The 23,672-nt window shown below is 64.0% G+C and carries 27 protein-coding genes; 8 read left to right on the top strand and 19 right to left on the bottom strand.

Annotation, left to right across the window (positions count from 1 at the left end):
- The first annotated feature begins 1 nt into the window (after position 1).
- On the top strand, positions 2-634 hold the full coding sequence (gene queE / locus L8F96_RS08510) for a 7-carboxy-7-deazaguanine synthase (protein ID WP_145119305.1): 633 nt from the start codon (positions 2-4) through the stop codon (positions 632-634).
- A gap of 52 nt (positions 635-686) precedes the next feature.
- On the opposite strand, the gene L8F96_RS08505 is transcribed toward queE, so the two are convergent.
- The 5 genes from L8F96_RS08505 to L8F96_RS08485 all read right to left on the bottom strand — a co-directional run bounded on the left by L8F96_RS08505 (position 687) and on the right by L8F96_RS08485 (position 5,213).
- Positions 687-1,319: a DedA family protein gene (locus tag L8F96_RS08505; protein WP_046410888.1), complete on the bottom strand. Its 633-nt coding sequence runs from the start codon at positions 1,317-1,319 to the stop codon at positions 687-689.
- A gap of 91 nt (positions 1,320-1,410) precedes the next feature.
- Positions 1,411-2,832: a UdgX family uracil-DNA binding protein gene (locus L8F96_RS08500; protein WP_145119303.1), complete on the bottom strand. Its 1,422-nt coding sequence runs from the start codon at positions 2,830-2,832 to the stop codon at positions 1,411-1,413.
- Between the two features lie 14 nt (positions 2,833-2,846).
- Entirely contained in the window at positions 2,847-3,332 is a 486-nt protein-coding gene (locus tag L8F96_RS08495) for a hemerythrin domain-containing protein (RefSeq protein WP_046410885.1), read from the bottom strand.
- A 66-nt stretch (positions 3,333-3,398) separates the two neighbouring features.
- Complete coding sequence (locus L8F96_RS08490) at positions 3,399-4,106, bottom strand: phosphocholine cytidylyltransferase family protein (protein WP_145119301.1); 708 nt, start codon at positions 4,104-4,106, stop codon at positions 3,399-3,401.
- Complete coding sequence (locus tag L8F96_RS08485; protein WP_125945732.1) at positions 4,107-5,213, bottom strand: inositol-3-phosphate synthase; 1,107 nt, start codon at positions 5,211-5,213, stop codon at positions 4,107-4,109.
- A 129-nt stretch (positions 5,214-5,342) separates the two neighbouring features.
- Here L8F96_RS08485 and L8F96_RS08480 point away from each other — a divergent pair, with 129 nt between their 5' ends.
- Together L8F96_RS08480 and L8F96_RS08475 are read left to right on the top strand one after the other, a co-directional pair.
- On the top strand, positions 5,343-6,218 hold the full coding sequence (locus tag L8F96_RS08480) for a CDP-alcohol phosphatidyltransferase family protein (RefSeq protein ID WP_241212624.1): 876 nt from the start codon (positions 5,343-5,345) through the stop codon (positions 6,216-6,218).
- A 101-nt stretch (positions 6,219-6,319) separates the two neighbouring features.
- Positions 6,320-6,856: a superoxide dismutase family protein gene (locus L8F96_RS08475; protein ID WP_046411807.1), complete on the top strand. Its 537-nt coding sequence runs from the start codon at positions 6,320-6,322 to the stop codon at positions 6,854-6,856.
- Positions 6,857-6,967: 111 nt separating this feature from the next.
- Here the strand turns inward: L8F96_RS08475 and L8F96_RS08470 are convergent, their stop codons facing one another.
- From L8F96_RS08470 to L8F96_RS08435, 8 genes are all read right to left on the bottom strand, one after another.
- Positions 6,968-7,390 carry a Fur family transcriptional regulator gene (locus L8F96_RS08470; RefSeq protein WP_046411805.1) on the bottom strand — a complete coding sequence of 141 codons (423 nt, stop codon included), beginning with the start codon at positions 7,388-7,390 and terminating at the stop codon, positions 6,968-6,970.
- Between the two features lie 57 nt (positions 7,391-7,447).
- Complete coding sequence (gene rimI, locus L8F96_RS08465; protein ID WP_145119299.1) at positions 7,448-7,924, bottom strand: ribosomal protein S18-alanine N-acetyltransferase; 477 nt, start codon at positions 7,922-7,924, stop codon at positions 7,448-7,450.
- Positions 7,921-8,538 carry a tRNA (adenosine(37)-N6)-threonylcarbamoyltransferase complex dimerization subunit type 1 TsaB gene (tsaB, locus tag L8F96_RS08460; RefSeq protein ID WP_136451544.1) on the bottom strand — a complete coding sequence of 206 codons (618 nt, stop codon included), beginning with the start codon at positions 8,536-8,538 and terminating at the stop codon, positions 7,921-7,923. The genes rimI and tsaB overlap by 4 nt, the downstream gene beginning before the upstream one ends.
- A gap of 70 nt (positions 8,539-8,608) precedes the next feature.
- Positions 8,609-9,202 carry a malonic semialdehyde reductase gene (locus L8F96_RS08455; protein ID WP_145119294.1) on the bottom strand — a complete coding sequence of 198 codons (594 nt, stop codon included), beginning with the start codon at positions 9,200-9,202 and terminating at the stop codon, positions 8,609-8,611.
- 113 nt (positions 9,203-9,315) lie between these two features.
- Complete coding sequence (locus L8F96_RS08450) at positions 9,316-9,891, bottom strand: NifU family protein (protein WP_136451546.1); 576 nt, start codon at positions 9,889-9,891, stop codon at positions 9,316-9,318.
- 102 nt (positions 9,892-9,993) lie between these two features.
- On the bottom strand, positions 9,994-11,580 hold the full coding sequence (locus L8F96_RS08445) for a DHA2 family efflux MFS transporter permease subunit (protein ID WP_334655764.1): 1,587 nt from the start codon (positions 11,578-11,580) through the stop codon (positions 9,994-9,996).
- A gap of 1 nt (position 11,581) precedes the next feature.
- Entirely contained in the window at positions 11,582-12,622 is a 1,041-nt protein-coding gene (locus L8F96_RS08440; protein ID WP_334655763.1) for an HlyD family secretion protein, read from the bottom strand.
- 49 nt (positions 12,623-12,671) lie between these two features.
- On the bottom strand, positions 12,672-13,115 hold the full coding sequence (locus L8F96_RS08435) for a MarR family winged helix-turn-helix transcriptional regulator (RefSeq protein ID WP_145119290.1): 444 nt from the start codon (positions 13,113-13,115) through the stop codon (positions 12,672-12,674).
- Between the two features lie 116 nt (positions 13,116-13,231).
- Between L8F96_RS08435 and L8F96_RS08430 the strand changes: the two genes are divergently transcribed.
- From L8F96_RS08430 to L8F96_RS08420, 3 genes are read left to right on the top strand one after another with little or no spacing between them, the layout of a single operon-like run.
- Positions 13,232-13,693, top strand: a complete 462-nt coding sequence (locus L8F96_RS08430) for a GFA family protein (protein WP_245995380.1) — start codon at positions 13,232-13,234, stop codon at positions 13,691-13,693.
- On the top strand, positions 13,674-14,435 hold the full coding sequence (locus L8F96_RS08425) for an alpha/beta fold hydrolase (RefSeq protein ID WP_125945726.1): 762 nt from the start codon (positions 13,674-13,676) through the stop codon (positions 14,433-14,435). The genes L8F96_RS08430 and L8F96_RS08425 overlap by 20 nt, the downstream gene beginning before the upstream one ends.
- 55 nt (positions 14,436-14,490) lie before the next feature.
- A complete protein-coding gene (locus tag L8F96_RS08420; protein ID WP_046410865.1) occupies positions 14,491-16,329 on the top strand; it encodes a M2 family metallopeptidase in 1,839 nt (612 codons plus the stop codon).
- An 89-nt stretch (positions 16,330-16,418) separates the two neighbouring features.
- Here the strand turns inward: L8F96_RS08420 and L8F96_RS08415 are convergent, their stop codons facing one another.
- The 4 genes from L8F96_RS08415 to L8F96_RS08400 all read right to left on the bottom strand — a co-directional run bounded on the left by L8F96_RS08415 (position 16,419) and on the right by L8F96_RS08400 (position 19,389).
- Positions 16,419-16,979, bottom strand: coding sequence for a hypothetical protein (locus tag L8F96_RS08415; RefSeq protein WP_082103254.1), 561 nt, complete (start codon positions 16,977-16,979; stop codon positions 16,419-16,421).
- A gap of 106 nt (positions 16,980-17,085) precedes the next feature.
- Complete coding sequence (locus L8F96_RS08410) at positions 17,086-18,519, bottom strand: AMP nucleosidase (RefSeq protein WP_125945724.1); 1,434 nt, start codon at positions 18,517-18,519, stop codon at positions 17,086-17,088.
- 97 nt (positions 18,520-18,616) lie between these two features.
- Positions 18,617-18,865, bottom strand: a complete 249-nt coding sequence (locus L8F96_RS08405; RefSeq protein WP_046410861.1) for a hypothetical protein — start codon at positions 18,863-18,865, stop codon at positions 18,617-18,619.
- Positions 18,866-18,909: 44 nt separating this feature from the next.
- Positions 18,910-19,389 carry a peroxiredoxin gene (locus tag L8F96_RS08400; RefSeq protein ID WP_046410860.1) on the bottom strand — a complete coding sequence of 160 codons (480 nt, stop codon included), beginning with the start codon at positions 19,387-19,389 and terminating at the stop codon, positions 18,910-18,912.
- Positions 19,390-19,494: 105 nt separating this feature from the next.
- Here L8F96_RS08400 and L8F96_RS08395 point away from each other — a divergent pair, with 105 nt between their 5' ends.
- Entirely contained in the window at positions 19,495-20,055 is a 561-nt protein-coding gene (locus L8F96_RS08395; RefSeq protein ID WP_145119280.1) for a YqgE/AlgH family protein, read from the top strand.
- Between the two features lie 32 nt (positions 20,056-20,087).
- On the opposite strand, the gene L8F96_RS08390 is transcribed toward L8F96_RS08395, so the two are convergent.
- On the bottom strand, positions 20,088-20,888 hold the full coding sequence (locus L8F96_RS08390) for a TerC family protein (protein ID WP_136451551.1): 801 nt from the start codon (positions 20,886-20,888) through the stop codon (positions 20,088-20,090).
- Positions 20,889-21,124: 236 nt separating this feature from the next.
- Between L8F96_RS08390 and ahcY the strand changes: the two genes are divergently transcribed.
- A complete protein-coding gene (gene ahcY, locus L8F96_RS08385) occupies positions 21,125-22,546 on the top strand; it encodes an adenosylhomocysteinase (RefSeq protein ID WP_301089931.1) in 1,422 nt (473 codons plus the stop codon).
- Positions 22,547-22,616: 70 nt separating this feature from the next.
- Here the strand turns inward: ahcY and L8F96_RS08380 are convergent, their stop codons facing one another.
- A complete protein-coding gene (locus L8F96_RS08380; RefSeq protein ID WP_296217968.1) occupies positions 22,617-23,639 on the bottom strand; it encodes an alpha/beta hydrolase in 1,023 nt (340 codons plus the stop codon).
- Positions 23,640-23,672: the final 33 nt, after the last annotated feature.

Raw genomic sequence — 23,672 nt, 5'->3', positions numbered from 1 at the left:
GATGAGTTATGCCGTCAAGGAAATGTTCCTGACGCTCCAGGGCGAGGGCGTTCAGGCTGGTCGCCGGGCGGTATTCGTCCGGTTCGCCGGCTGCAACCTGTGGAGCGGCCGGGAAGAGGATCGCGCTACCGCAATCTGCAAATTTTGTGACACCGATTTCGTCGGCATGGACGGGCTGGGCGGTGGCCGTTTCGCTGATGCCGATGCGCTGGTCGCTGCGGTGGTGGCCATGTGGGACGGCGGCGAGCAGGACCGCTTCGCGGTCCTGACCGGCGGCGAGCCGATGCTGCAGGTGGACGATGCGCTGGTCGACGCGCTGCACGCCGCCGGCTTCTTCCTGGCAATCGAGAGTAACGGCACGCTCCCCGTTCATCCAGGGATCGATTGGGTCTGCATCAGCCCCAAGGCCGGCAGCGAGACGGTCCAGCGTAGTGGTGACGAACTGAAGGTCGTGTGGCCGCAGCCCGGCACGAACCTGGAGGCGATGGAAGAGTGGGGATTTTGCCACTTCCTCCTGCAGCCGCTCGATGATCCCAATGCCGTCGCCAACCAGGCTGCTGCGATGGCGAAGGTCATGGAACGTCCGCGGTGGCGATTGTCGCTGCAAACCCACAAATTGTTGGGCTTGCGCTAGGCTGGTCCCGGAAGGACGGTGGCGCATCCGGCGCTGCGTCATGCCCTTGCCTTCAGTGCTTCTTCTTAAGGCCGTGCAGCTTGTGCCAGAGGTAGAACCCGCCGGCCGCGACGAGCGTCAGCCCGATCGCCAGATCCGCCTGATGGAAAAAGGCCTTGAGGCGCGGATCGTTGTTCCATGACTGGCCCAGCTGCGCGCCGATCCACGCCAGCAGGTAGCAGAACGGCCAGGAGCCGATGAACGTGTAGACGTGGAAGGGGATCAGCTTCATGCGTGCTACCCCGGCGGGGAAGGCGATGAAGGTCCGGATGATCGGCAGCATCCGGCCAATCAGGATCGCCGCTGCGCCCCAGCGGTTGAAGAACCGGTCCGCCATGTCGAGCTCGCCCGGGCCGACCAGAACATATTTGCCCCACTTTTCTGCCAAGGGCCGCCCGCCGCGCCGCCCGATCTCATAAGCGACCACTGACCCGACATTACAGCCGAAAGCGCCCGCGGTTGCCGCCAGATAGATGTTCATCTCGCCCGTCGAGACCAGATAGCCGGCAAAGGGCATGATGATCTCTGAGGGGAGCGGAATACAGGCGCTTTCGATCGCCATCAGCAGCACGATTCCCCAATAGCCACCGGCACGGATCACGCCGACCGTGAAGATGGCGAGGGCAGCAAGTATCTTCTCGAACATGCGGCGCCTGTGGGGGAAGGCGACAGGCCGGTCAATCGAGATGCGCGTGGTGCCGAGGCGACGGCACGACAGTCGGCTGTTGCCGCGCGCTTCAGGCCGCGGTTTCGCCGATCCGGCGCAGATCTTCCACGAACCGCGCGTATTCGCTGGAGCGCGCGGCCTCGTCGGGCAGCCGCAGCAGGTAACTGGGATGGACCGTGATCCAGGCGTCACCGCCATCACCCGGCAGGCGAAGCTGCCGTCCCCGTTCGCGGCTGATCGTCATCACCTTCCCGAACAGCGAGCGTGCGGCCGTCGCACCCAGCGCAACCGTCACCTTGGGACGCAGCAGCGCCTGTTCCTGTTCGATCCACCATCGACATGCCTCGATTTCCCCCGCGTTGGGCTTTGCGTGGATCCGCCGCTTGCCACGGGGTTCGAACTTAAAATGCTTCACCGCATTGGTGACATAAGTTTGCGCGCGATCGATCCCGGCCTCGGCCAGCGCACGATCGAACAACTGACCGGCGGGGCCGACGAACGGGTGACCCGCCAAATCCTCCTGATCGCCAGGTTGTTCGCCGACGAACATGATGCTGGCGTCGAGAGGGCCCTCGCCGAACACCGTTTGTGTCGCGTGCTTGTACAGGTGGCAGCGGGTGCAACTGAGCGCTTCCTCCCGAAGCGCCTGCCACGCCGCCTCGCTGTTGTTGCCCGGCATCGTCCTCGCCTTTTCGATCATGCCACTCTCCCGTTTCTGCGCCGTGGCGAGCAGGTCGGGCACCAGAGCGGTCTCCGGCATGTTCTTCCAGTATTTGCGCGGCATCTCCTTGAGCATCGCGCCCACCTTCACCCGCGCGGGGTTGAAGATGGAGGCATAATAGGTCTTCCAGACCTCCTCGACCGGATCGCCCTGCGGTGCATCCGCTTTTGTCGCGCCCGGCCCCTCCTGCAGTGCGCTTCCGTCCCAGTGCAGCGACACCTCCGGCGTCAGGATCGACCAGCGCATGCTGCCGAAGCGGTTGACGAAGAAGGCGGCGTTGGCGCGAACGATATGGTGCTCCGGCTCGAACCAGCCCACATAGCGCCCCTCCTCGGCATCCCCACCATCTGCATCTGCCACTTCGCGGAACCGCAGGAAGGCGCGCATCTTGTGGATGTCTCGCCGAACCTGTTTCGCCAGACCTTCCAACCGGCGCAGCAGCGGGTCGGCATGATCTTCCATCACCCCGGGCCTTCGCCGCAGCCGGTCGAGCAAGGTGTAGAGCATGGCGAACCGCTCGGGATCGCGGTGAAGGATGGCACTTCGGCCAAGATCGATGAACGAGCGGGGTACCTTGAAGGCGCTCGCCGCTGGTGCGTCCGGCGCGACCGCAGCGGGCGTGGGCGCCCTCGCTGCGGCGAACAGATCGGTCGTCTCACCGCCGACCTGCCACACGACATCATCCGGCGGCACGCTTTGGCTCATCAAGCCACGTGCCGCCTCGCGCCATCCATCAAAGTCGTCGGGTGCCGACAGAGTGACGATCCGCATGGTGCGGCAGCGCCTCAGTCGCGCTCATCCCCGCCCGGCGGGTTCTCACGCGCAATCTCCAGTTCCTTGGGCTTGCGCTCCTCATAGGTCGCCGCGATCTTCGCCTCCACCTCATCGTCCAGCTCGGCTTCAGCGGCGGGGAACATGTCCTCCTCTTCCTCGTCGATATGATGCTCGTAGCGGTGGCGCATATGGTCAAACTTCTGCTCCCATTCCTCGGAGCCGAACTCGATCGCCATCATCTCGCCGAGCAGATCATCAACTTCCTTGTGCTCGGCGACCGAATGGCGCGCATCGTCACGCAGCTCAGGGTCGGCAAGCATGACCGAATATAGCGCTTCCTCCTCCGCCGCGGCGTGGCTCTGCAATTCCAGCCGGAAGCTCTCGAACAGCGATTGGCGCTCTCCGGAGGCACCCTGAAGCTCGCCGAGCTGCTTCAGCATCTCGCGCTGCTTGTCGTGATCCGCCTTCAGCTCGCGATAGATTTGCGCCTGTGTCATTGCCGCTTCTCCCGTGGAGTGGCGACAACCAGCCATGCGCCGGCTGGTTTCTCTTGCGAGATGTTATCAGGCGCTCAGCGCGCTCGCCCAATGAGCCTCTGCCTGTGCCAGCGCGCGCGGATCATCCACGTCGAGCCACCAGCGATTGCTGACATCAACGACCCGTGCATCGCCGGTCTGCGCCAGTGCCGTTACGCCATCGGAGATCGAGCCGGCGCGGCCCTCGGCAATTGCGGCCCGGAGCGCGTCGTGGAACCGGCCGTCGACACAGAAGATGCCGCAATCGAACGCGTCGTAACCGTCCAAATGCTTGCCAATCGCGACGATCCGGTCGCCTTGCGTCCGCACGCGCGTAACATCGTCCAGGTCGACAAGCGGATTGTCGAGGTTGCGATCAACCGCAAGAGTCAGCGCTGCTGGCACGGCCGCGATGGCGGATCGTACGATCTCCGGGTCGAACAGATGATCCGCCATCATCAGCAGATGGCGCTCCGGCCCAATTACCGTGGCGCCGGTCAGGACGGAATGGCCGTTGGGCTGTGCCCAATCCGGCGTCGCGACGCAGGTGATGGCCGGGTCAAGGCGGGCGAGGAACCCGCTCAGGCGTTCGCCTTCATGGCCAGTGACCACCACGAACTCCGTCGCGCCGCCAGCACGTGCTGCGTCGATGACGCGAGCGATCATCGGAACGCCCGCGACTTCGGTCAGCGGCTTGGAGGGAGAAACGGCGCGCAGCCGGCTGCCAAAGCCGGCTGCGACGATCAGCGCTTTCACTTACTCGGCAGCGAGCGGCGATTCGGCCTGGATGAAATCGTCGGTCATCTGCGCTGCGACGTCGTCGGTGAACTGCTCTGGCGGGTGCTTGCAGAAGAACGCCGAGGGACCGGTGAGCGCGCCGGCAATGCCGCGATCGAGGCCAACCTTCACGCAGCGGATCGCGTCCACCACCACAGCAGCCGAATTCGGGCTGTCTTCGACCGAGAGACGAAGCTCCAGGTTCATCGGCACGTCGCCGAACAGGTTGCCCTCGAGGCGCAGGAAGCACAGCTTGTTGTCGTGCAGCCAGGGGATGTAGTCCGACGGGCCGACGTGGATGTTCTCATCCGCGAGGCGCTCGCTCAGCACGGCCTGAACCGCCTCGGTCTTCGACTCCTTCTTGCTCGACAGGCGATTGCGATCGAGCATGTTCATGAAGTCGGTGTTGCCGCCCGTGTTCAGCTGATAGGTGTGATCGATCGTCACGCCGCGCTGCTTGAACAGGTTGGACAGAACGCGGTGGACGATGGTCGCACCCACCTGCGCCTTCACGTCGTCCCCGATGATCGGCAGGCCGGCGTCGGCGAACTTCTTTTCCCACTCTGGGCGGCTCGCGATGAACACGGGCATGCAGTTCACCACGCCCACGCCTGCCTCAAGCGCGCATTCCATGTAGAATTCGGTCGCGTCCTGGCTGCCGACGGGCAGGAAGTTGACGAGGATCTCGGCGCCGGAATCCTTGATCGTCTGAACGATCTCGGCCTTGGTGGCGTCGCGGGTTTCATCCACCTCGAAGCCTCGATCGTTTGCCGCGGTCAGCATGTGCGGCGCGACGCCGTCCAGCTTCGCGCCCATCTTCACGATCGTGCCGGTGGCCGGCACATCGGCATGGAACACCTTGGTGCAGTTCGGCTTGGCAAAGATGGCTTGGCCGAGATCGAGCCCCACCTTGCGGGAATCAACGTCGAACGCCGCCACGAATTCCAGGTCGGAAACGCGGTAGCCGCCAATTTCCTCGTGGATCAGGCCATGGGCCGTGTTGCTGGCAGCATAATGATACTTGCCCTGAACCAGGCTGGATGCGCAGTTGCCGACACCGATAACCGCCACCTTGATCGTCGCCATTCTCTTGAACCCCGAAGCGCCGGGAAACAGTTCCCGACGTGACAAATGAATGGCAGCGTGGTGACAGATACGCGACGCCTGTCAAGCAAACCATGCCGGTGGTAGAGGGCCGGCAAGGGGACACGAAAAGTGGCAACGATCGAACTGCAGCCAAGCGTGACCGGAAAGCCACGCGAGTTGCAAGGGTTTCTCAACAGGACGCTTTATCATCCCGCGGCGCGGCGGCTGGCGCGAGCGTTGGCCGCGACTCCGATCACGCCCAACATGGTTTCGGTGTTCGGGGCGATGATGGTGGTCGCAACGGGCATCCTCTACGCGCGGATCGGCACGCCGGCAGCGATCGCGGCTGGGTTCGCTCTCCACCTGTTGTGGCATGTCGTGGACGGTGCCGACGGTGATCTCGCGCGGCTGACCGGACGTGCGAGCCCGAGCGGCGAGGTGGTCGACGGATTGTGCGATTACGGCGGCCACGTCGTCCTTTACCTTCTGCTCGGCGCGCTGCTCGATGATACGCTCGGGGCATTCGCATGGGTACTTGCGGTCGGGGCGGGCGGATCGCGCATCATCCAGTCGGTCTTCGCGGAGAGTTCGCGGCGCAGCTACCAATGGTGGGCCTATGGCGTGCCATGGCTCCAGCACAATCGCAGCGCGCCGACCGGCGTCGGCGGCGCGCTCGGCAAGGCGTATCTAGGGGTTTCGCACGTGTTGACCGGCGCCACGGCCAAGGTGAACGCGATTGTCGCCGGCGCTGAAGTCGATCCGGCCGAGCGGCAGCGGATCGCGAGGCTGGCGCGCGAGGTTGGGCCATCTTTCCTGTTCCTGCCGGGGGTGCTCGGCGCCAACCCGCGGACGATCATCCTTGGCCTCAGCATGATCGCCGGGAGTCCGATGTGGTTCTTCCTCGTGGAACTGACCATCCTGAACGTCGTCCTCGTCGCGGCCATCCTGCGGCAGCGCGTGCAATGCCGTCGCCTCGTCACACTGATCGCCCGGGGCCGGAGCTGATCGCCACCCCGGTCGCGAGGGAGCGCAGCAGCCTTGATCGTGATTGCGTCATGGAACCGGCTGTTCCAGTCCTCGTTTCGTCCTCGAAACGGGAGAACATGATGAAGAGCTTCACGATCGCCGGACTGGGCGCATGCGTCCTGGCACTGGCTGCATGTGATGAGGGTAAGCTGGAAACCGGCATGCCGACCGCGGGCGGCGCGACGGCGGTTGCGATGCTGCGCACTGCGGCCGGCGCCGATGTCGGTCGCGTCACCGCCAGCGAAGTCACGGGCGGCCTGCGCTTCACGGTCGACGCAAAGGGCATGCCGGCGGGAACACACGGCGCCCATGTCCACACGACCGGTCGTTGTGATGCTCCCGGCTTCGAAACGGCTGGCGGCCACTGGAACCCGACGGGCGCGAAGCACGGGACGATGAACCCGCAGGGCCCCCATCAGGGCGACGTTCCCAATCTGATTATCGATTCGGCCGGCCGCGGCACGGTGGCCGCGACGATCCCCGGCGCGACGATGGCCGGGCTGCTCGACACCGATGGCGCTGCCTTCGTGGTCCATGCCGATGCGGACGATCTGAAGACCGACCCGTCAGGCAATAGCGGCGCCCGCATCGCCTGCGGCGTGTTCCAGCCATCCTGATGCGCGGCGTGCTGAGCGTGAGCCTGGGCATACCCGCCCGGGCTCACGCTCAGCGCGAGCTCGTTCTTCATGGCCGAATAGGGGTAGCGGCCTGCAGAAGGCCGTTGAAGGTCAGTCCTTGCGGTTCAGGCTGACGCCGTACAGCTCCATGCGATGATCGACGAGGCGAAAGCCCAGTCGCTCCGCAATCTGCTTCTGCAGCAATTCCAGCTCGGGATCGACGAACTCGATCACCTTGCCCGTCTCGACGTCGATCAGATGGTCGTGATGAGCTTCGGGCGAGGGCTCGTAGCGGGCACGTCCGTCGCCGAAATCATGGCGATCAAGGATGCCCGCTTCCTCGAACAGGCGCACCGTGCGGTACACCGTCGCGATGGAGATGCCCGGATCGATCGCCGAGGCGCGTTCATATACCTTTTCCACGTCGGGGTGATCGTCGGCTTCTGACAAGACGCGGGCGATAACCCGACGCTGCTCGGTGATGCGCAGGCCTTTTTCCTGACAGAGGGCTTCGAGATCAATCTTGCGTGGCATGGCATCCATGTAGTCGCTGAGGGCGCAGGTCGAAAGCGTTATCGACTCGCAACAAGCCTAGGTTAGCGCGACCGCATAGCTGTGCGCGTCAAAGGATTCGCCGGCGCGGCCACGGTAATAGGCGCGGCGTTCCCCCACCTTGGCGAAGCCGTGGCTGCTATAAAGGTGAGTGGCCGGATTGCCGGCGCGCACTTCGAGATGCAGGCGAACCGCACCTCGCGCGCGTGCATCGGCGATCACGCTGCGCAACAGCGCTGCCCCCACACCCTTGCGACGAAAGCGGGGCGAGGTGGCGATCAGCAGCAGCTCGGCCTCGTCGACAATCGCGCGCGTCAAGGCAAAGCCGGCGATCTCGCCGTCGATCTTGGCGAGGGTGAGCCAGACTCCCGGCATGCCGAGGATGCCCAGGCATTGGGCTCGGGTCCATGCCTCACCGAACCTTGCATCGAACGCGTCGGCCATCACCTGCTCGACCGCTGCGATGTCACCGGGCGAGCCGCGGGTCAGCTCGATCATGTGCAGACGGGTGCTCACGCCGGCAGCTTCGCGTCGGGCGCGCGGCCGTACAGCGGGCGTGGCGGCAAGTCGGCGAGCGACGCGGGCAGCAGATGCGCGCGCGAGGCGTCCGGCAGGGCATCGTGGGCCTGCAAGCCGGGATCGATCGGCAACAGCCAGCGAACCCCGCTGCCGACTGCCGGCCGGTCTCCCAGCGCGAGGATGGCAGCGTCGGGCCGCAGGGACACGAGCGGATCACTGGGTTCCAGCGGAAGGGCGGTGAAGCCTTGCATGAACACCTCACCGTGCCCCCCTTCAAGCACGACCGCAAGCGGGGCTTTCACGCCATCGGCAATCGCCGCCGTCGCCAGCAGCGCGGTGGAAGAATAGCCGCGAACCGGCACGCCCCAGCCCAGCGCCAGGCCGCGCGCGGCGGCGATGCCCACCCGGATGCCGGTGAAGCTGCCCGGCCCCACATCGACCAGGATCTCGTCAGCGCGGCCGCCGTCCGGGAGAGCCGCAATCATTGGCACCAGCCGTTCGGCGTGACCGCGCCCGACCACATCATGGCCTGCGGCGATCACCTGATCGCCCTCCAGCAGGGCAACAGAGCAGGCGGCGGTGGCGGTATCGATGACAAGGGTACGCTGCATCACATCCCTTTGCCAAAGCCGCGCCGGGGCTCAACCCCCAAATCAGGTCGCGCCTCTGCCGACACGCTTATCAGGCGATGCGGTTGAACCTCTCGAAGTCCGGGCGCGGGCTGCGTTCGAAGATGCTGGCCGGGTCGCCGTGGCCGAGGGTCGAGATGAAGTTGGTCCGAACGCCCGGCTGATCGGCAAAGAATGCCTTGTCGACTTCCGCAGCGTCAAAGCCACTCATCGGACCAGTGTCGAGACCAAGCGCCCGAGCGGCGAGGATGAAATAGCCGCCCTGGAGCGACGAATTGCGGAACGCGGAAGCCTCGCGCAGCTCAGTGTTGCCGTCGAACCAGCTCTTGGCATCGGTATGCGGGAAGAGGTCGGGCAGGTGTTCGTGAAAATTCACGTCCATGCCGATGATGACCGTCACGGGCGCCTGGCGGATCTTGTCGGCGTTGGTGCTGCTCGCGAAGGACGCTAGCTTCTCCTTCGACTCCGGCGTTGTGCACCAGATTAGGCGAGCAGGCAGCTGATTGGCGCTGGTCGGTCCCATCTTCATCAGGTCCCAGATCGCACGCAGCTCCCCCTCGCGTACCGGCTCATCGGTATAGCCGTTGTAGGTCCGGGCGGTGCGGAACAACTGATCGAGCGCGACGTCATCGAGCGGGGTGGCCAAACGGATTCTCCATCAGAAAAAGGGGCAGACCGACGCCCGATACCACGTGCGGCGCGGGCAAGGTCGGGCGTGACAAGGCGGGGCGATGCCGGCTATCACAGCGCCCCTCGCGATCAGATTGCGCGAACCTCGGTCACTTCGGGCACGTAGTAACGCAGCAGCTGTTCGATGCCGTTCTTCAGCGTCGCGGTCGAAGAGGGGCAACCTGAGCAGGCGCCCTGCATGCGCAGGTATACCTTGCCCTGGTCGAACCCGCGATACACGATGTCACCGCCGTCATTGGCCACCGCTGGGCGCACGCGGGTCTCGATCAGCTCCTTGATCTGCGCGACGATCTCGGCATCGGCGGGGTCATCCGAGAAGCTTTCCTCCTCCGCCGGCACGCTGAACCCGGCGGTACCGCCGGTGCGGAATAATGGCATCTGCGCGGTGAAGTGATCCATCAGGATCGACAGGACGTCCGGCTTCACCTCATGCCATGCGGCGCCCGGCGCAATCGTGACCGAGATGAAATCGCGTCCGAAGAACACGCCGGTCACATCGCCAAGGTCGAACAGCGCCTTGGCCAGCGGAGATGCCTCTGCTTCCTCGGGCGTGGCGAAATCCCGTGTACCGGCGTCCATGACGGTGCGGCCCGGCAGGAACTTCAGCGTTGCCGGATTGGGCGTGGGTTCGGTTTCGATCAGCATGCCATCCATGTGGCCCGCCGACCGCGGTCGATCAAGCGCAGCGGGCGAAAGGAAAGGTTTCAGTTTCCGAAGAACCGCCGCTCGCGATTCAACCCATCTGCATCATTCGCTATGCACGACTTCCATTTTGCCGCGGGGCTTCTGTAGCAGCAGGACCAGCGGAACGGCGGCGAACGAAATCCAGCTCATCATATAAAAATCGTCGATATAGGCGATCATCGCCGCCTGCTTGTTCACCATGCCATCCAGCATCGACATGGCGGCGTCAGAAACGGTCCCCAACCCACGCAGCATGTTGAGGTCGAAGCCGGACACCACCGTGCCGGTCACATGCTGCGCCAGATCGGCATGGCTGGTCTGCGTGTTCCGCGCCAGCAGCACGGTCACCATCGAAATGCCGGCCGACTGGCCGATCGAGCGGAACAGGTTGAGCAGGCTTGACCCGTCGGTGCGATACCGGCCGTCCAGCGTGGCGAAGGCCATGGCGTTGAGCGGCATGAACACCAGTCCCATGCCCAGCCCCTGGACGAACCCGGCGGTGATCACCGGCCAGTAATCCTGCTCCAGCGAGTAACCCGCCATCTGCCGTAGCGAGATGCCGAAGATGATCAGCCCCACCATGATGACGATACGAGTATCGACCTTGCCCATCAGCCGCCCGGCCAGCCACATGGTGAAAAGCACGCCAACCCCACGCGGCGCCATCATCATGCCGGTGTCGATCACCGGATAGCCGAACAGGTTCTGCAGCATCGGTGGCAACAGCGCCATCGGCGCCATGGTCGATATGCCGACGACCAGCATGAACAACAGCCCGGTGACGAGATTGCGATTTCGGAACAGCGCGCGATCGAACAGCGGCTTCTTCGCCGTCGCAAAGTGGAAGACGGCAAGCCAGGTGAACGCCAGCGCTGCCAATCCTTCGATGATGACTTCCCAGCTGTCGAACCAGTCCTCGCTCTGCCCCCGGTCGAGCATCAGCTGGAACGCGGCGACCGCAACGCCCAGATAGACGAAGCCCGCATAGTCGAAGGATCGCCTCGCCTTGGGCCTGCTCGGCAGCAGGAACCACAGGATTGCGAAGGTGGCGGCGCCCACTGGCACGTTGACGTAGAAGACCCAGCGCCAATTGTAGCTTTCAGTCAGCCAGCCGCCGAGCACCGGCCCCATGATCGGGCCGACCATCACGCCCATGCCCCACACGCTCATCGCCTTGGCAGCGTTCTCGGGTGCGTTGATGTCCAGCATCGACGTTTGCGACAGCGGATTGATGAAGGCCGCGAAGATGCCCTGAAAGACACGGAAGATCACCATCTCCTCCAGGCTGGTGGCGATGCCGCACAGCATGGACGCAATGATAAAGCCGCCGGTGGCGATGAGGAAAAGGTTGCGGCTGCCCAACCGGTCGGACAGCCAGCCGGTGGCGGGCAGGGCGATCGCGGTGGCGACGATATAGCTCGTCAGCACCCAGGTGACGGTGTCCACCGTCGCCCCCAGGCTCGTCATCATGTGCGGAAGGGCGACATTGGCGATCGTGGTGTCGAGGATCTGCATGATCATCGCCCCCATGATGCCGATGGTCAGCAGTCCGCGGTTTCGGGTCTCCAGCAGCGGCTTGCCCTCAGCCTGCGGCTGGGCACCATGCCCGCCCGACGCTGCCGAACGGGGCGCAGCGGCGCTGGAGGCCACGTCAGCGTGACCCGGTGTCGATCGTGACCTCGGTCGACAGGCCGGCGATCATCGCCCGCGGCGGGGCTCCATCAATGGCGATGCGCACGGGCACTCGTTGCGTCACCTTGACCCAATTGCCGTTGGCATTCTGCGCCGGGAGGACGGAGAATTCACTGCCCGTGCCAGCGCCGATCGATTCCACGCGGCCGTGAACCTTGATCCCCGGATAGGCATCGAACTCCATCTCGGCCGCCTGTCCCACCCTCATGTGATTGAGGTCGGTTTCCTTGAAGTTTGCCTCCACCCAGGGGCGGTCGCTGACCACCAGGCTTAGCGCCGGCACGCCGGACGGCGTGATGTTGCCGACCTGCAGCCGGTTCGTCTGGCTGACCACGCCATCGGTGCGCGCACGGACGACGGTACGCTCCAAATTCATGGCAGCCTGCGCGCGCTTGGCGAGGGCCACCTGGATCGCCGCCGGCTGACCTGCGCCGCCTCCTGATCCGATCTGCTGGCGGGCGCGCGCGGCCGCGGCCTCTCCTGTGGCAATCTTCGCCCTGGCGGCCTCGACCGCCTGGGTCGCCGCGTCGAGGCTGGCCGTCGTGGTAAAGCCGCGCTTCATCAATTCTGCCTGACGGCGATAGGTCGCCTCGGCCAGCGTCAGCTCGGCGCGCGCGCTCTGGATGTCGGCGGCGGCGCTCCCGGTATCGGTGGCCATGGTCGCGACGGAAACCCGCGCCGTGGCAAGGTCGGCGTCGGCCTGCGCCAAGGCAATGCGATAGGGCTCGGGATCGATACGGAACAGGACGTCGCCGGCCTTGACGCGTTGGTTCTCGCGCACATTGACGGCAACGATCCGGCCCGACACGTCCGGGCTGACCGAGATCATGTCCTGCCGGACATAAGCGTTGTCGGTCGCGATATAGCGGCCGGAGGTGAAATAGAAAAATGCGCCCACGGCTGCGATCAGCAGCGGCACGCCGAACATCAGCACCGGACGCAGCCAGCCGCGATGACGTGGACTGGACGATGGCGCAGACCCGGCGGGCTCGATCGTCATCTGATCTGCTGCCGGTTCACCCGCAGCCGGGCCGCGGCTTGGATCCGCATCAGCCATTGCTCGCCTCCCGCGTGTCGGCCGGGTCCAGATTGTCGCGAATGCGGTGGAGAAGGTCGATCATCATGTCCGTCTGCTCCCCGGATATGCCGCGTAGCGCCTGCGCCATCAGCTCGTCGGCGGTGGCGTGAAGCTCCTCGAGAACGGGGCGCGCTCTCGGAGTCAGGTACAAGCGCCAGGCGCGCCGATCCTTCGGATCCCGCCGGCGCTCGACCAATCCGGCCTCTTCCATCCGATCCACCAGGCGGCAAAGGGTAATCGGCTCCACCTCAAGTAGTTCGGCGAGCCCGCCCTGATTGATCCCCTCGTGCCGGCTAATGCCGAGCAACGCCTTCCACTGCGCGCGGGTGGCTCCGTGCTGGCGGGCGCGCTCGTCGAACCGCTTTCGCAGGAGGCGGGACGTATCGCTCAACAGGAATCCGAATGTCTCGGTCATACCCCTGCACATAATAAGCAGGCTTATGAATTGGAAGCCATCAACATTCCAAGCGGCGTGCCACCAAAATCCCGCGCTTGCGTTGGGAGAGGCGAAAGCATCATGGGCAAGGGATCATGGCGGTGGGCAGCGCGGGGTCGAGGATGGAGGGCGGATGCCAATGCGGCCGTGTCCGCTACGTTGCTGTGATCGAGGATGATGACGCCTATCTTTGCCATTGCCGCATGTGCCAGCGCGCCACCGGCGGCGTCTCGATTGCCTTCAAGAACATCCCCGCATCATCGCTGCAATGGCTCACCGAACCCGACTGGTACCAATCCTCCCCCATCGCACGTCGCCCCTTTTGCGCCGCCTGCGGCACGCCGCTCGGCTTCGCCTTTCTGCGCAATGTCGAGAACGTCGATGTCACTGTGGGCAGCTTCGACGATCCGGCGCGCTTCCGCCCGGTGCACCATTATGCCGTCGAAAGCATGCACGAGGCATGGATCGACACGCGCGACTTGCCACGCATGCGCAGTGAGCAGAATGAGGGCGTGATCAAACGCTGGATGGACGCTTGTGGCAAAACTCCCGACTGAGACGCAGTATTTCAACAGCTTCGACGGAACGCGGCTGGCATGGCACACCATGGGGGAGGGGCGTCCGATCGTCCTGATCCACGGCTATTTCTCCGATGCGAACACCAATTGGATCCGCTACGGCCATGCAGAGGCGGTCGCAGCGAAGGGCTTTCAGGTCATCATGCCGGACCTGCGGGCGCACGGTGACAGCGACAAGCCGCACGATCCCGTCAACTATCCGCCTGATGCGCTGGCGCGCGACGGCCACGCGCTGATCGCTCACCTGGGGCTCACCGACTATGACCTGGGCGGCTATTCACTGGGTGCGCGCACCACGGCACGGATGCTGGCGACCGGTGCCACGCCCGGTCGCGTGATCTTCTCCGGCATGGGGCTGGAGGGGCTGACCAATGCTGAACGGCGTGCCGATCATTTCCGCCACATCCTCTCCAACCTTGGGCAGCACGAACGGGGAAGCCCGGCGTGGCTCGCGGAGGCGTTCCTGAAAACGACCGGCGGCGATCCCGTCGCCCTGCTTCGGGTGATCGACACCTTCGTCTCCACTCCGCGTGAAAGCGTGGCGCAGTTTTCTCAGCCGACGCTGGTCGTCAACGGCGTGGATGACGACGACAATGGCTCTGCCGCAGCGCTCGCAGCACTGTTGCCGAACGCCCGGCTGGTGGAGATCCCCGGCAATCATATGAGCTGCGTCACCAAGGCCGAGCTTGGTCAGGCAATGGCCGAATTTCTCCAGCCTTGACCCTTCGGAGGCCAGCTTTCAGTGTTGCCGCATAGCCTAAATATCTGAGGAATCTATGATCCGTCGATTTTCTTCGCTGATGGCGCTGGCAGTGGCGCTTGCCGCGCTTCCCGCCGTCGCCGAGCAGGCAGCGCCCGCCTCTGCCCCAGCCGCCGCGCCTACCGTGGCGCAGGCCGACGCCTTTGTCGCGGCCGTGGAGGAAGAGTTTGCCAAGCTCAGCGTCGATGTAGCCCGCATTTCCTGGGTCAATGCGACCTACATCACGGAGGATACGGATGCGCTCGCGGCGGCCGCCGGCGGCCGCTACACCGAGCGTGCCGTACAGGTGGCGAACGAGGCCGCGCGCTACCGCTCGCTCCCCGGCTTGTCCGCCGACACGCGCCGCAAGCTGGACCTCATCATCGGCGGCATCACCCTGCCGGCGCCCACTCGCCCGGGAGCGGCCGAGGAACTCTCCACGCTCTTCACGCGCATGGGGTCCAGCTACGGCAAGGGACGCGGCACGCTGAACGGAAAGCCGATCAACGGGTCGGACATTGAAGCGACGATGGGCGAGGAACGCGATCCCGCCAAGCTGAAGGAGATGTGGGTCAGCTGGCATGACAATGTCGGCGCGCCCATGCGCGCAGATTATCTCGCCGCGACGAAGCTGACCAACGAGGGCGCGACCGGCCTTGGCTTCAAGGATGCCGGCGCATTGTGGCGGTCCGGCTATGATATGCCGCCGGACCAGTTTGCGGCGATGACCGACAAGCTCTGGGCCGAGGTGGAGCCGCTGTACAAGGCGCTGCACACCTATGTGCGGTGGAAACTGAACGAGAAGTACGGGGACGCGGTCCAGTCAAAGACGGGTCCGATCCGCGCGGATCTTCTCGGCAATATGTGGGCGCAGGAGTGGGGCAATATCTATGATGTCGTTGCACCTCCGGGAACCGGCGACCTTGGCTATGACATCGGCGATCTGCTGAAAGCCAAGCAATATGATCCGGTGAAGATGGTCAGGACGGGCGAGGGCTTTTACTCCTCGCTCGGCTTTGCGCCATTGCCGGAAACGTTTTGGACCCGCTCGCAGATCGTCAAACCGCTCGACCGCGAGGTGATCTGTCACGCGAGCGCCTGGGATGTCGACAACGTCGATGATCTGCGTATCAAGATGTGCACCAAGGTGAATTCGGATGATTTCATCACGATCCATCATGAGCTTGGCCACAATTACTATCAGCGGGCGTATAACAAGCAGCCGTTCCTCTACAAGAACGGTGCGAACGACGGTTTTCACGAGGCGATCGGTGATTTCGTCGCATTGTCGATCACCCCGGACTATCTGGTAAAGATCAACCTCCTCGATCCGGCACGCGTGCCGGCCGCGGACAAGGACATTGGCCTGCTGCTTCGGCAGGCGATGGACAAGATCGCCTTTCTCCCGTTCGGCCTGCTGATCGACAAATGGCGCTGGCAGGTGTTCTCAGGCGAAATCGCGCCGGGGCAGCTCCAGGCAGGATGGGACAAGCTTCGCCTACAATATCAAGGCATTGTTCCCCCAGTCCCACGCGACGAAAGCAAATTCGACGCCGGGGCGAAATATCACGTCGCGGCGGGCGTGCCCTACACCCGCTACTTCCTCGCCCGTATCCTGCAGTTCCAGTTCTACGAGGCGGCCTGCAAGCAGGCGGGGTGGAAGGGGCCGCTGCATCGCTGCTCGTTCTACGGCGACAAGCAAGTCGGATCGCGCCTCGACGCCATGATGAAGATGGGACAGTCGAAGCCGTGGCCCGACGCGCTTCAGGCCTTCACCGGCACGAGGGAAATGTCGGGCAAGTCGATGATGGCCTATTTCGCGCCGCTCAAGAAGTGGCTCGATGAGCAGAACAAGGGCAAGCCCAGCGGCTGGTAAGCGCTGCTAAACGCGCGGCCGGACGGGTCAGTTTCTGACCCGTCCGGCAGCTTCAGGTACCGGGGAAGAGGCCCCCGCGCGCGTCCAGTTCAATCGGGAATGACGTTCTCGTCGGCGATCCCCGCCTTGAACGATGCCGACGCGTCGGCGCCATCAGGCATGTGCGCGTGACCTGACGGCTCGGCCGGCTTCTGGGCTTGCTCGGAAGCCTTGCTGTTCTTCTTGCCCTTGCTTGACGCCGGATCGGCGTTGCCATCGTCCGTCCGGGGCGTCGATCCGCGCAAGGAAAGCAATGCCGCCGTCGCAGCGGCGCCAACCGCGGCCAGGCCACCGGCGATGGCTGCCTTGTTTTTCCACATCGGCGTCTTGGCAGTCGACGATGCGCTCGCGCTTTTTGGCTTGGCCGGGCGTTTCGGGGGCGGCGTCGCGCGCTTTGATGATCGCGGCTTCGGCGGTGCGGCCGGCTTCTTCACGGAGCTGGTTGATCCGCTCGCCTGAGCCGCTGAGCTCGCCGGCTTCCGCTTCGGCTTGGCTGCCGGCTTGCTCGCCGGGGTTGCGTCAGCCGGTTTGGCTGCGGTTCTCTTGCGCGGCGCGCGCCGCGCAGGCGGCTTGGGTGCGCTTGGTGTTGGGGTGTCTTCGTTGTCGGCCATGGTCTGCTCCCCTTTTCGCATGCAGTCAGGCCGGTAACGCAGCGGGGAGATAAATCGTTTCGTTGCGAGCAGTGCAGCACTGGTGCCGCACCGCTCGCACGGTTTGTCAGCGGAACGGCGGCTCGTTGAACGCCCGCAGCTTACGGCTGTGGAGCTTCTGGCCTTCACGCCACAGCTCCTCGCAGGTTTCGATCCCGATCCGCATATGTTCGGAGATCGCGCGCTCGTAGAACCGGTTGGCTTGGCCCGGCAGCTTCAACTCGCCATGAAGCGGCTTGTCGGATACGCATAGTAACGTGCCGTAGGGCACGCGGAAGCGGAAGCCCTGAGCGGCGATCGTGGCGGATTCCATGTCGATCCCCACTGCGCGGCTTAGCGAAAAGCGGAGCGCAGAGCGACTGTATCGCAGCTCCCAGTTGCGATCATCGGTGGTGACGATCGTACCGGTCCGCAGCCGCCGCTTCAGTTCCTCACCGGACTGGCCAGACACGGTCTCGGCCGCGCGCGCCAATGCCTGCTGAACTTCCGCAATCGCTGGTACCGGGATTTCAGGCGGCAACATGTCATCCAACACGTGATCGTCACGCAGGTAGGCGTGTGCCAGCACGTAATCGCCGATCCGCTGCGATGGGCGCAGCCCGCCGCAATGGCCAATCATCATCCAGGCATCAGGACGGGTGACGGCCAGGTGATCCGTGATCGTCTTCGCATTGGAAGGTCCAACGCCGATGTTGACCAATGTGATGCCCGATCGATCCGGCGCCATCAGATGATAGGCTGGCATCTGCAGCCGCCGCCATGCGCTGTCGTCGAGTACCGCCGGATCATCGCCGGGGTGGAACATGACGCCACCTGGACCAGCGAGTGCCGTAAAGCGGCTGTCGCCGGTCACCTGGCTCGCGCCCCAGCGAACGAATTCGTCGACGTACCGGTGATAGTTGGTGAACAGCACGTAGCGCTGCACATGCTCCGGCGACGTGCCGGTATAGTGGCGCAGCCGCGCGAGACTGAAGTCGGTGCGGAGCCCGTCAAACAGCGCGAGGGGACGGGTGCCATCGATAGAGGCCCACAGACCGTCCGCGATCTCGTCGCCAATATGGGCGAGCTCAGTCGCGGGGAAATGGCGTGCGAGTTCGGCGGCCGAAACCTCGTCCAGGCTCAGCGCGTGGCCGGCGTCGAGAACATAGGGGAACGGGATTTCCGTGGCGCCCGCCACTGCTTGGACGGAGACTTCATAATCTTCCATCAACAGGGTCAGTTGCTCGACGAGATAATCCGCGAACAGCGCGGGCTTCGTGACTGAAATCCGGTACTCGCCCGGCGTGACAAGCCGACCGAAGGAGCGCAACGGCGCCGGCCGATGGTCACCACCGCCGGCAAAGGTGAGGCGGATCTCGGGATAAGCGAACGAGCCGTCGCGGCGTGCCTCGGGCGGCGGCGGTGTTCCTTCGGTAAGGTAGAGATCCAGCGCTGCCTGCAAGCGTGCGACAGCGCGGGTATAGAGCCGATCGAGTTCGGCAACGATGTCTTGAGCAGTCATCGCGGATCGTTACGCCGCGATGGTGACACTGGCAAGACTGGGTAGTCTGCCAGCGCGATGGGTGGCCCCGGGTGTTTACCCGGAGCGACCCTGCGCATCAGTGTTTCGTGCTGCCGTGACCCTGCTCGGCGTTGCGACGGCTGGCAGCGTAGGCTGCGCCCCCGATCGCTGCTGCGACACCGGCCACGATCCCCGCCGTGGCATAGGGGTGATCCTTGACGGCCCCCGTGGTTGCGGACGTGGCTGCGCTCACCTTGGCTTGCGCACCGGACGCGGCCTGGCGCGCGCGCTCTGCCAGGCTCGCTTCGTGAGCCGACGTAGCCTTGTTCTGGGTTGCGTTGGTCATGGTGCGATACTCCTCATCAACTCCACAACCAACGCATTGTAATCTCAGAGGTTGCCCAGCAGGTGCTCCGCCGAACTCACCTTGAACTCGCCGGGCGCCTCTACGTTGAGCTGCTCCACGACCCCGTCGTTAACGATCATGGAATAACGCTGGCTGCGCTTGCCCATACCGAATTTCGAGCCGTCCATGGTGAGACCCAGCGCTTCGGCGAAGTCGCCATTGCCATCCGCCAGCATGGTGACGTCGGTTGCATCCGCTGACTTCGACCATGCGCCAAGAACGAACGGGTCGTTCACGGACGTGCAGACGATTTCATCAATACCCTTGGCCTTCAGGTCCTCCGCCTTCTCCACGAAGCCCGGAAGGTGCTTCGCCGAGCAGGTCGGAGTAAATGCACCCGGAACGGCAAACAGCGCCACGCGGCGGCCGGCAAAGTAATTCTGCGAATCGACCGCCTCAGGGCCAGCATCCGTCGCCTTGACGAGGGTGGTCTTGGGCAGCTTGTCGCCGACGTTGATTGTCATTTTCTGTTGCTCCGTGCAGCGCTGAAGGTGTGCGTGACTACGTCGCAGGGGTGGAATGGCTTTTCAAGCGTGACGATTTGCCGCCGCTCGGCGTAGAAGTAAGCCATGGAGACCACGACCTTTCTCACTGGGCAGTTCCTGCTCGCCATGCCCGGAATTGGCGACCCCCGCTTTGATCAAGCAGTGATCGCGGTGTGCGCGCATGATGAAAAGGGTGCGATCGGGATTGGCGTCGGCGCGCAGATTGCTGGACTGGGGCTGCATGATGTTCTGGAACAGGTGAACATCGCGCCAGGCGATACGCCCAATGCGCCGATCCATTTCGGCGGCCCTGTCGAGACGCGGCGCGGCTTTGTGCTGCACTCGCGCGACTGGAGCGGGCAGGACACGATTGATGTCGCCGGCAAATGGGCCCTGTCCGGAACGCTAGATGCTCTACGCGCCATTGCGGAGGGGAAAGGGCCGACCCAGTGGCTCGTGGCTCTGGGCTATGCCGGATGGTCTGCCGGTCAACTTGATGCCGAGATGACGCGGCACGGTTGGCTGAACGTCTCCGACGACGCGGGAATGCTGTTCGAGACGGAAACCGCGCAGCGCTGGACCCGGGGATTCAACGCTGCCGGCATCGATCCGCGACTGCTTGGCACGGAAAGCGGCCACGCCTGAAGGTATTTTGACCGGCCCTCAGGCGCGTTGGTTTATGCCTCGTTCCCTGCCGCCGCTGCCTTGCGCTTCTGCGCGCGGCGCGAGAGGATGTTGAGCGCCTCGACGAGTACGGAGAAGCCCATCGCGGCATAAATGTACCCCTTGGGGACATGAACGCCAAAGCCGTCCGCAATCAGGACGGCACCGATCATCAGCAGAAAGCCGAGCGCCAGCATCACAACGGTGGGATTGCGGTCGATGAAATTGGCGAGCGGATCCGCCGCCAGAACCATCGCGCCGACTGCTACCAAGACCGCGATCACCATCACGGCCAGGTTGTCCGTCATCCCGACTGCCGTCAGGATCGAGTCGATCGAGAAGACCATGTCGAGCAGGATGATCTGAATGATCGCCGCGCCAAAATTCATCGTTGCTGCCTGCTTCTTGTCGAGCAGGTCGTCGCTGGGGCTCGGATCGACATTGTGGTGGATCTCCTTGGTGGCCTTCCAGATCAGGAACAGGCCCCCGACGACAAGAATGATATCGCGCCAAGAGAACGCCGTTTCGAAACTTGGTTGACCATAGTCATTCAGTGGCCCGCGAATGCCGAGGTCGAAGACGACCGCCGTCAGCCCCACCAGCCATGCAATCATCGAGAGCAGGACCAGCCGCATGGCAAGCGCGAGGCCGATACCCAGCCGGCGTGCGCGCGTGCGCTGTTCCTCTGGCAACTTGTTGGAAAGGATCGAGATGAAGATGAGATTGTCGATGCCGAGCACGACCTCCATCACCACCAGCGCGATTAGTGCTGCCCAGGCGGCAGGGTCGGTAAACAGCGAGAGCAAACTGTCCATCATCAACCTCATTCAGCGGATCGTGGGCGTACAACGATGCTTCTTGCCCGGAGGATGCACGGCATGGAAGCGCATAGCGAACCGCCCGATGCGCACCCGTAATGAAGGTTCGAGAGCGCAATTCACATATAAAGATATCTTTATATTTGTATTGCTACGCGCTCACGATTATGTGCGGGTACATGCCGGCCGGTGAATCGTACCTTGGCCGGCGTCACAATTTCTGGAGACCCGTAGTGGCCACCGTTCTCGATCGCCCCACCGCTACCGATTACGTCATCAAGGACATCAGCCTTGCTGATTTCGGACGTGCGGAGATCAACATCGCAGAAACCGAGATGCCCGGCCTGATGGCGCTGCGCGAGGAATATGGCGCGTCGCAGCCGCTGAAGGGCGCGCGCATCACCGGTTCGCTGCACATGACGATCCAGACCGCCGTGTTGATCGAGACGCTGACGGCGCTCGGCGCTGACGTGCGCTGGGCGACGTGCAACATCTTCTCGACCCAGGACCACGCCGCCGCTGCGATCGCCGCTGCCGGCATCCCGGTGTTCGCGGTGAAGGGCGAGAGCTTGGCCGATTACTGGGACTATGTCGGCTCGATCTTCGACTGGGATGACGGCAACGGCCAGACCGCCAACATCATCCTCGACGACGGCGGCGACGCCACCATGTTCGCGCTGTGGGGTGCGAAGCTCGAGCGCGGCGAAAGCTTCGGCGAGCCCGAGAATGCCGAGGAAGTCGAGTTCCAGCGCGCGCTGAAGGCGTTCATCGCCAAGAAGCCGGGCTACCTGACCGAGACCGTCAAGAACCTGAAGGGCGTTTCGGAAGAGACCACCACTGGCGTCCACCGCCTGTACGAGATCGCCAAGAAGGGTGAGCTGCCGTTCCCGGCGATCAACGTCAACGACTCGGTCACGAAGTCGAAGTTCGACAACCTTTATGGCTGCAAGGAATCGCTGGTCGACGCGATCCGCCGCGCCACCGACGTGATGCTCGCCGGCAAGGTCGCTTGCGTCGCCGGCTTCGGTGACGTCGGCAAGGGCTCGGCTCAGTCGCTGCGCAACGGCGGCGCCCGTGTGCTCGTGACCGAGATCGATCCGATCTGCGCGCTTCAGGCGGCGATGGAGGGCTTTGAGGTCGTGACGATGGACGAGGCGGTGAAGCGCGCCGACATCTTCGTCACCGCGACCGGCAATGCCGACGTGATCACTGCCGATCACATGAAGGCGATGAAGCCGATGTCGATCGTGTGCAACATCGGCCACTTCGACAGCGAGATTCAGATCGCTGCGCTCGACAATTACGAGTGGACCGAAGTGAAGCCGGGCACGGACCTGGTGAAGTTCCCGGATGGCAAGCAGATCATCATCCTGGCGAAGGGTCGCCTCGTGAACCTGGGCTGCGCCACCGGCCACCCTTCGTTCGTGATGAGCGCGTCGTTCACCAACCAGACACTGGCGCAGATCGAGCTGTGGACGAAGGGCGAGAACTACAAGAACGAAGTGTATGTCCTGCCCAAGCACCTCGACGAAAAGGTCGCGGCGCTTCACCTGGAGAAGCTGGGCGTGAAGCTGTCCAAGCTGAGCGAGAAGCAGGCGAGCTACATCGGCGTGTCGGTCGACGGTCCGTTCAAGCCGGATCACTATCGTTACTGATCAAGCCGATCAGCAATGATCTCGAAGGGGGCAGGCCGCCAAAGCCTGCCCCTTTTTTGCGCTGGGGGCCTCAGCCCGCAGCCTGAGCCATCACCCTTTGGCCCTCCGCCTCGACAACCGCGTCCTTGACCGCGGCGAGGTAGCCCGCAACGTCGCCGCTGCTGGACGGAATCGCCTGGCGCAACGTGATGAAGCCGTGAACGTTGCCCACCGCCTCTCGGAAGGTGACGGGAACGCCGGCCAGTACCAATGCTGCGGCATAGGCGCGCCCTTGGTCGCGGATCGGATCGAGGCTGGCGGTGATGATGACGGCGGGGGGTAGGCCCGTGAGGCTGCCCACCATCGGCGAACCCTGGAAATGGGTGAAATCTGCCTGATAATGTTCGGCGAACCAGATCATCGTATCGCGCGTGAGCAAGAAGCCCTCGGCATAATCATCGAACGAGGGGTACACCTTGTTCATGTCGGCCGCCGGATACATCGGCGCCTGGACAATCACGGGGACGGGCGCAGGCTCGTCGCGCAGACCCATGGCAGTGGTGATGGTCAGCGTTCCCCCTGCGCTGTCGCCCGAGAGGACTAGGCTCGTCGCGGTCCGCCCCAGTTCGGGCGGATTGCTGGCGACCCAGCGCGCGGCGGCTTCACAATCCGCTGGCGCGGCCGGGAAACGATGCTCCGGGGCTAGACGATAGTCGATCGACACCACCGGGAGATCGAGCTGACGCGACATTTCAGCGGTAAAGCTAGCGTGCGTATCGATATTGCCGATGACGAAGCCACCGCCGTGAAAGAAGACTACCACCGGGCCCGGCTCGCGAGACTCCCGAACGTCGAACAGGCGCGCGGGGATGTCGCCCGCGGGGCCAGGGATGGTCAGGTCCTTGATCGTCGCCAACTCCCCGACGGGCAAATCGGCGACATCTTTCATGCCGAGGTACATGGCGCGCGCCGCCTCTGCGGTTCCCTCATGGGTCTTGGGGCCTTCGACGCTGTTGAGATAATCGAGAAATCCGCGCACGTCGGGGCGCACGTAAGGTTTGCCGGCATTGGCGGCAGCGTCGGTATCGTCCGCGCGAATAAGCGTGTCGGTCATACGATCTCTCTCCTAAAGTTCGCTTTTGCTACC

It is taken from the genome of Sphingomonas panaciterrae (assembly GCF_036890205.1).
Lineage (GTDB): Bacteria > Pseudomonadota > Alphaproteobacteria > Sphingomonadales > Sphingomonadaceae > Sphingomonas > Sphingomonas panaciterrae.
Note: the sequence above shows the minus strand (reverse complement) of the source record. Positions and strands in the feature narration are given on the sequence as shown.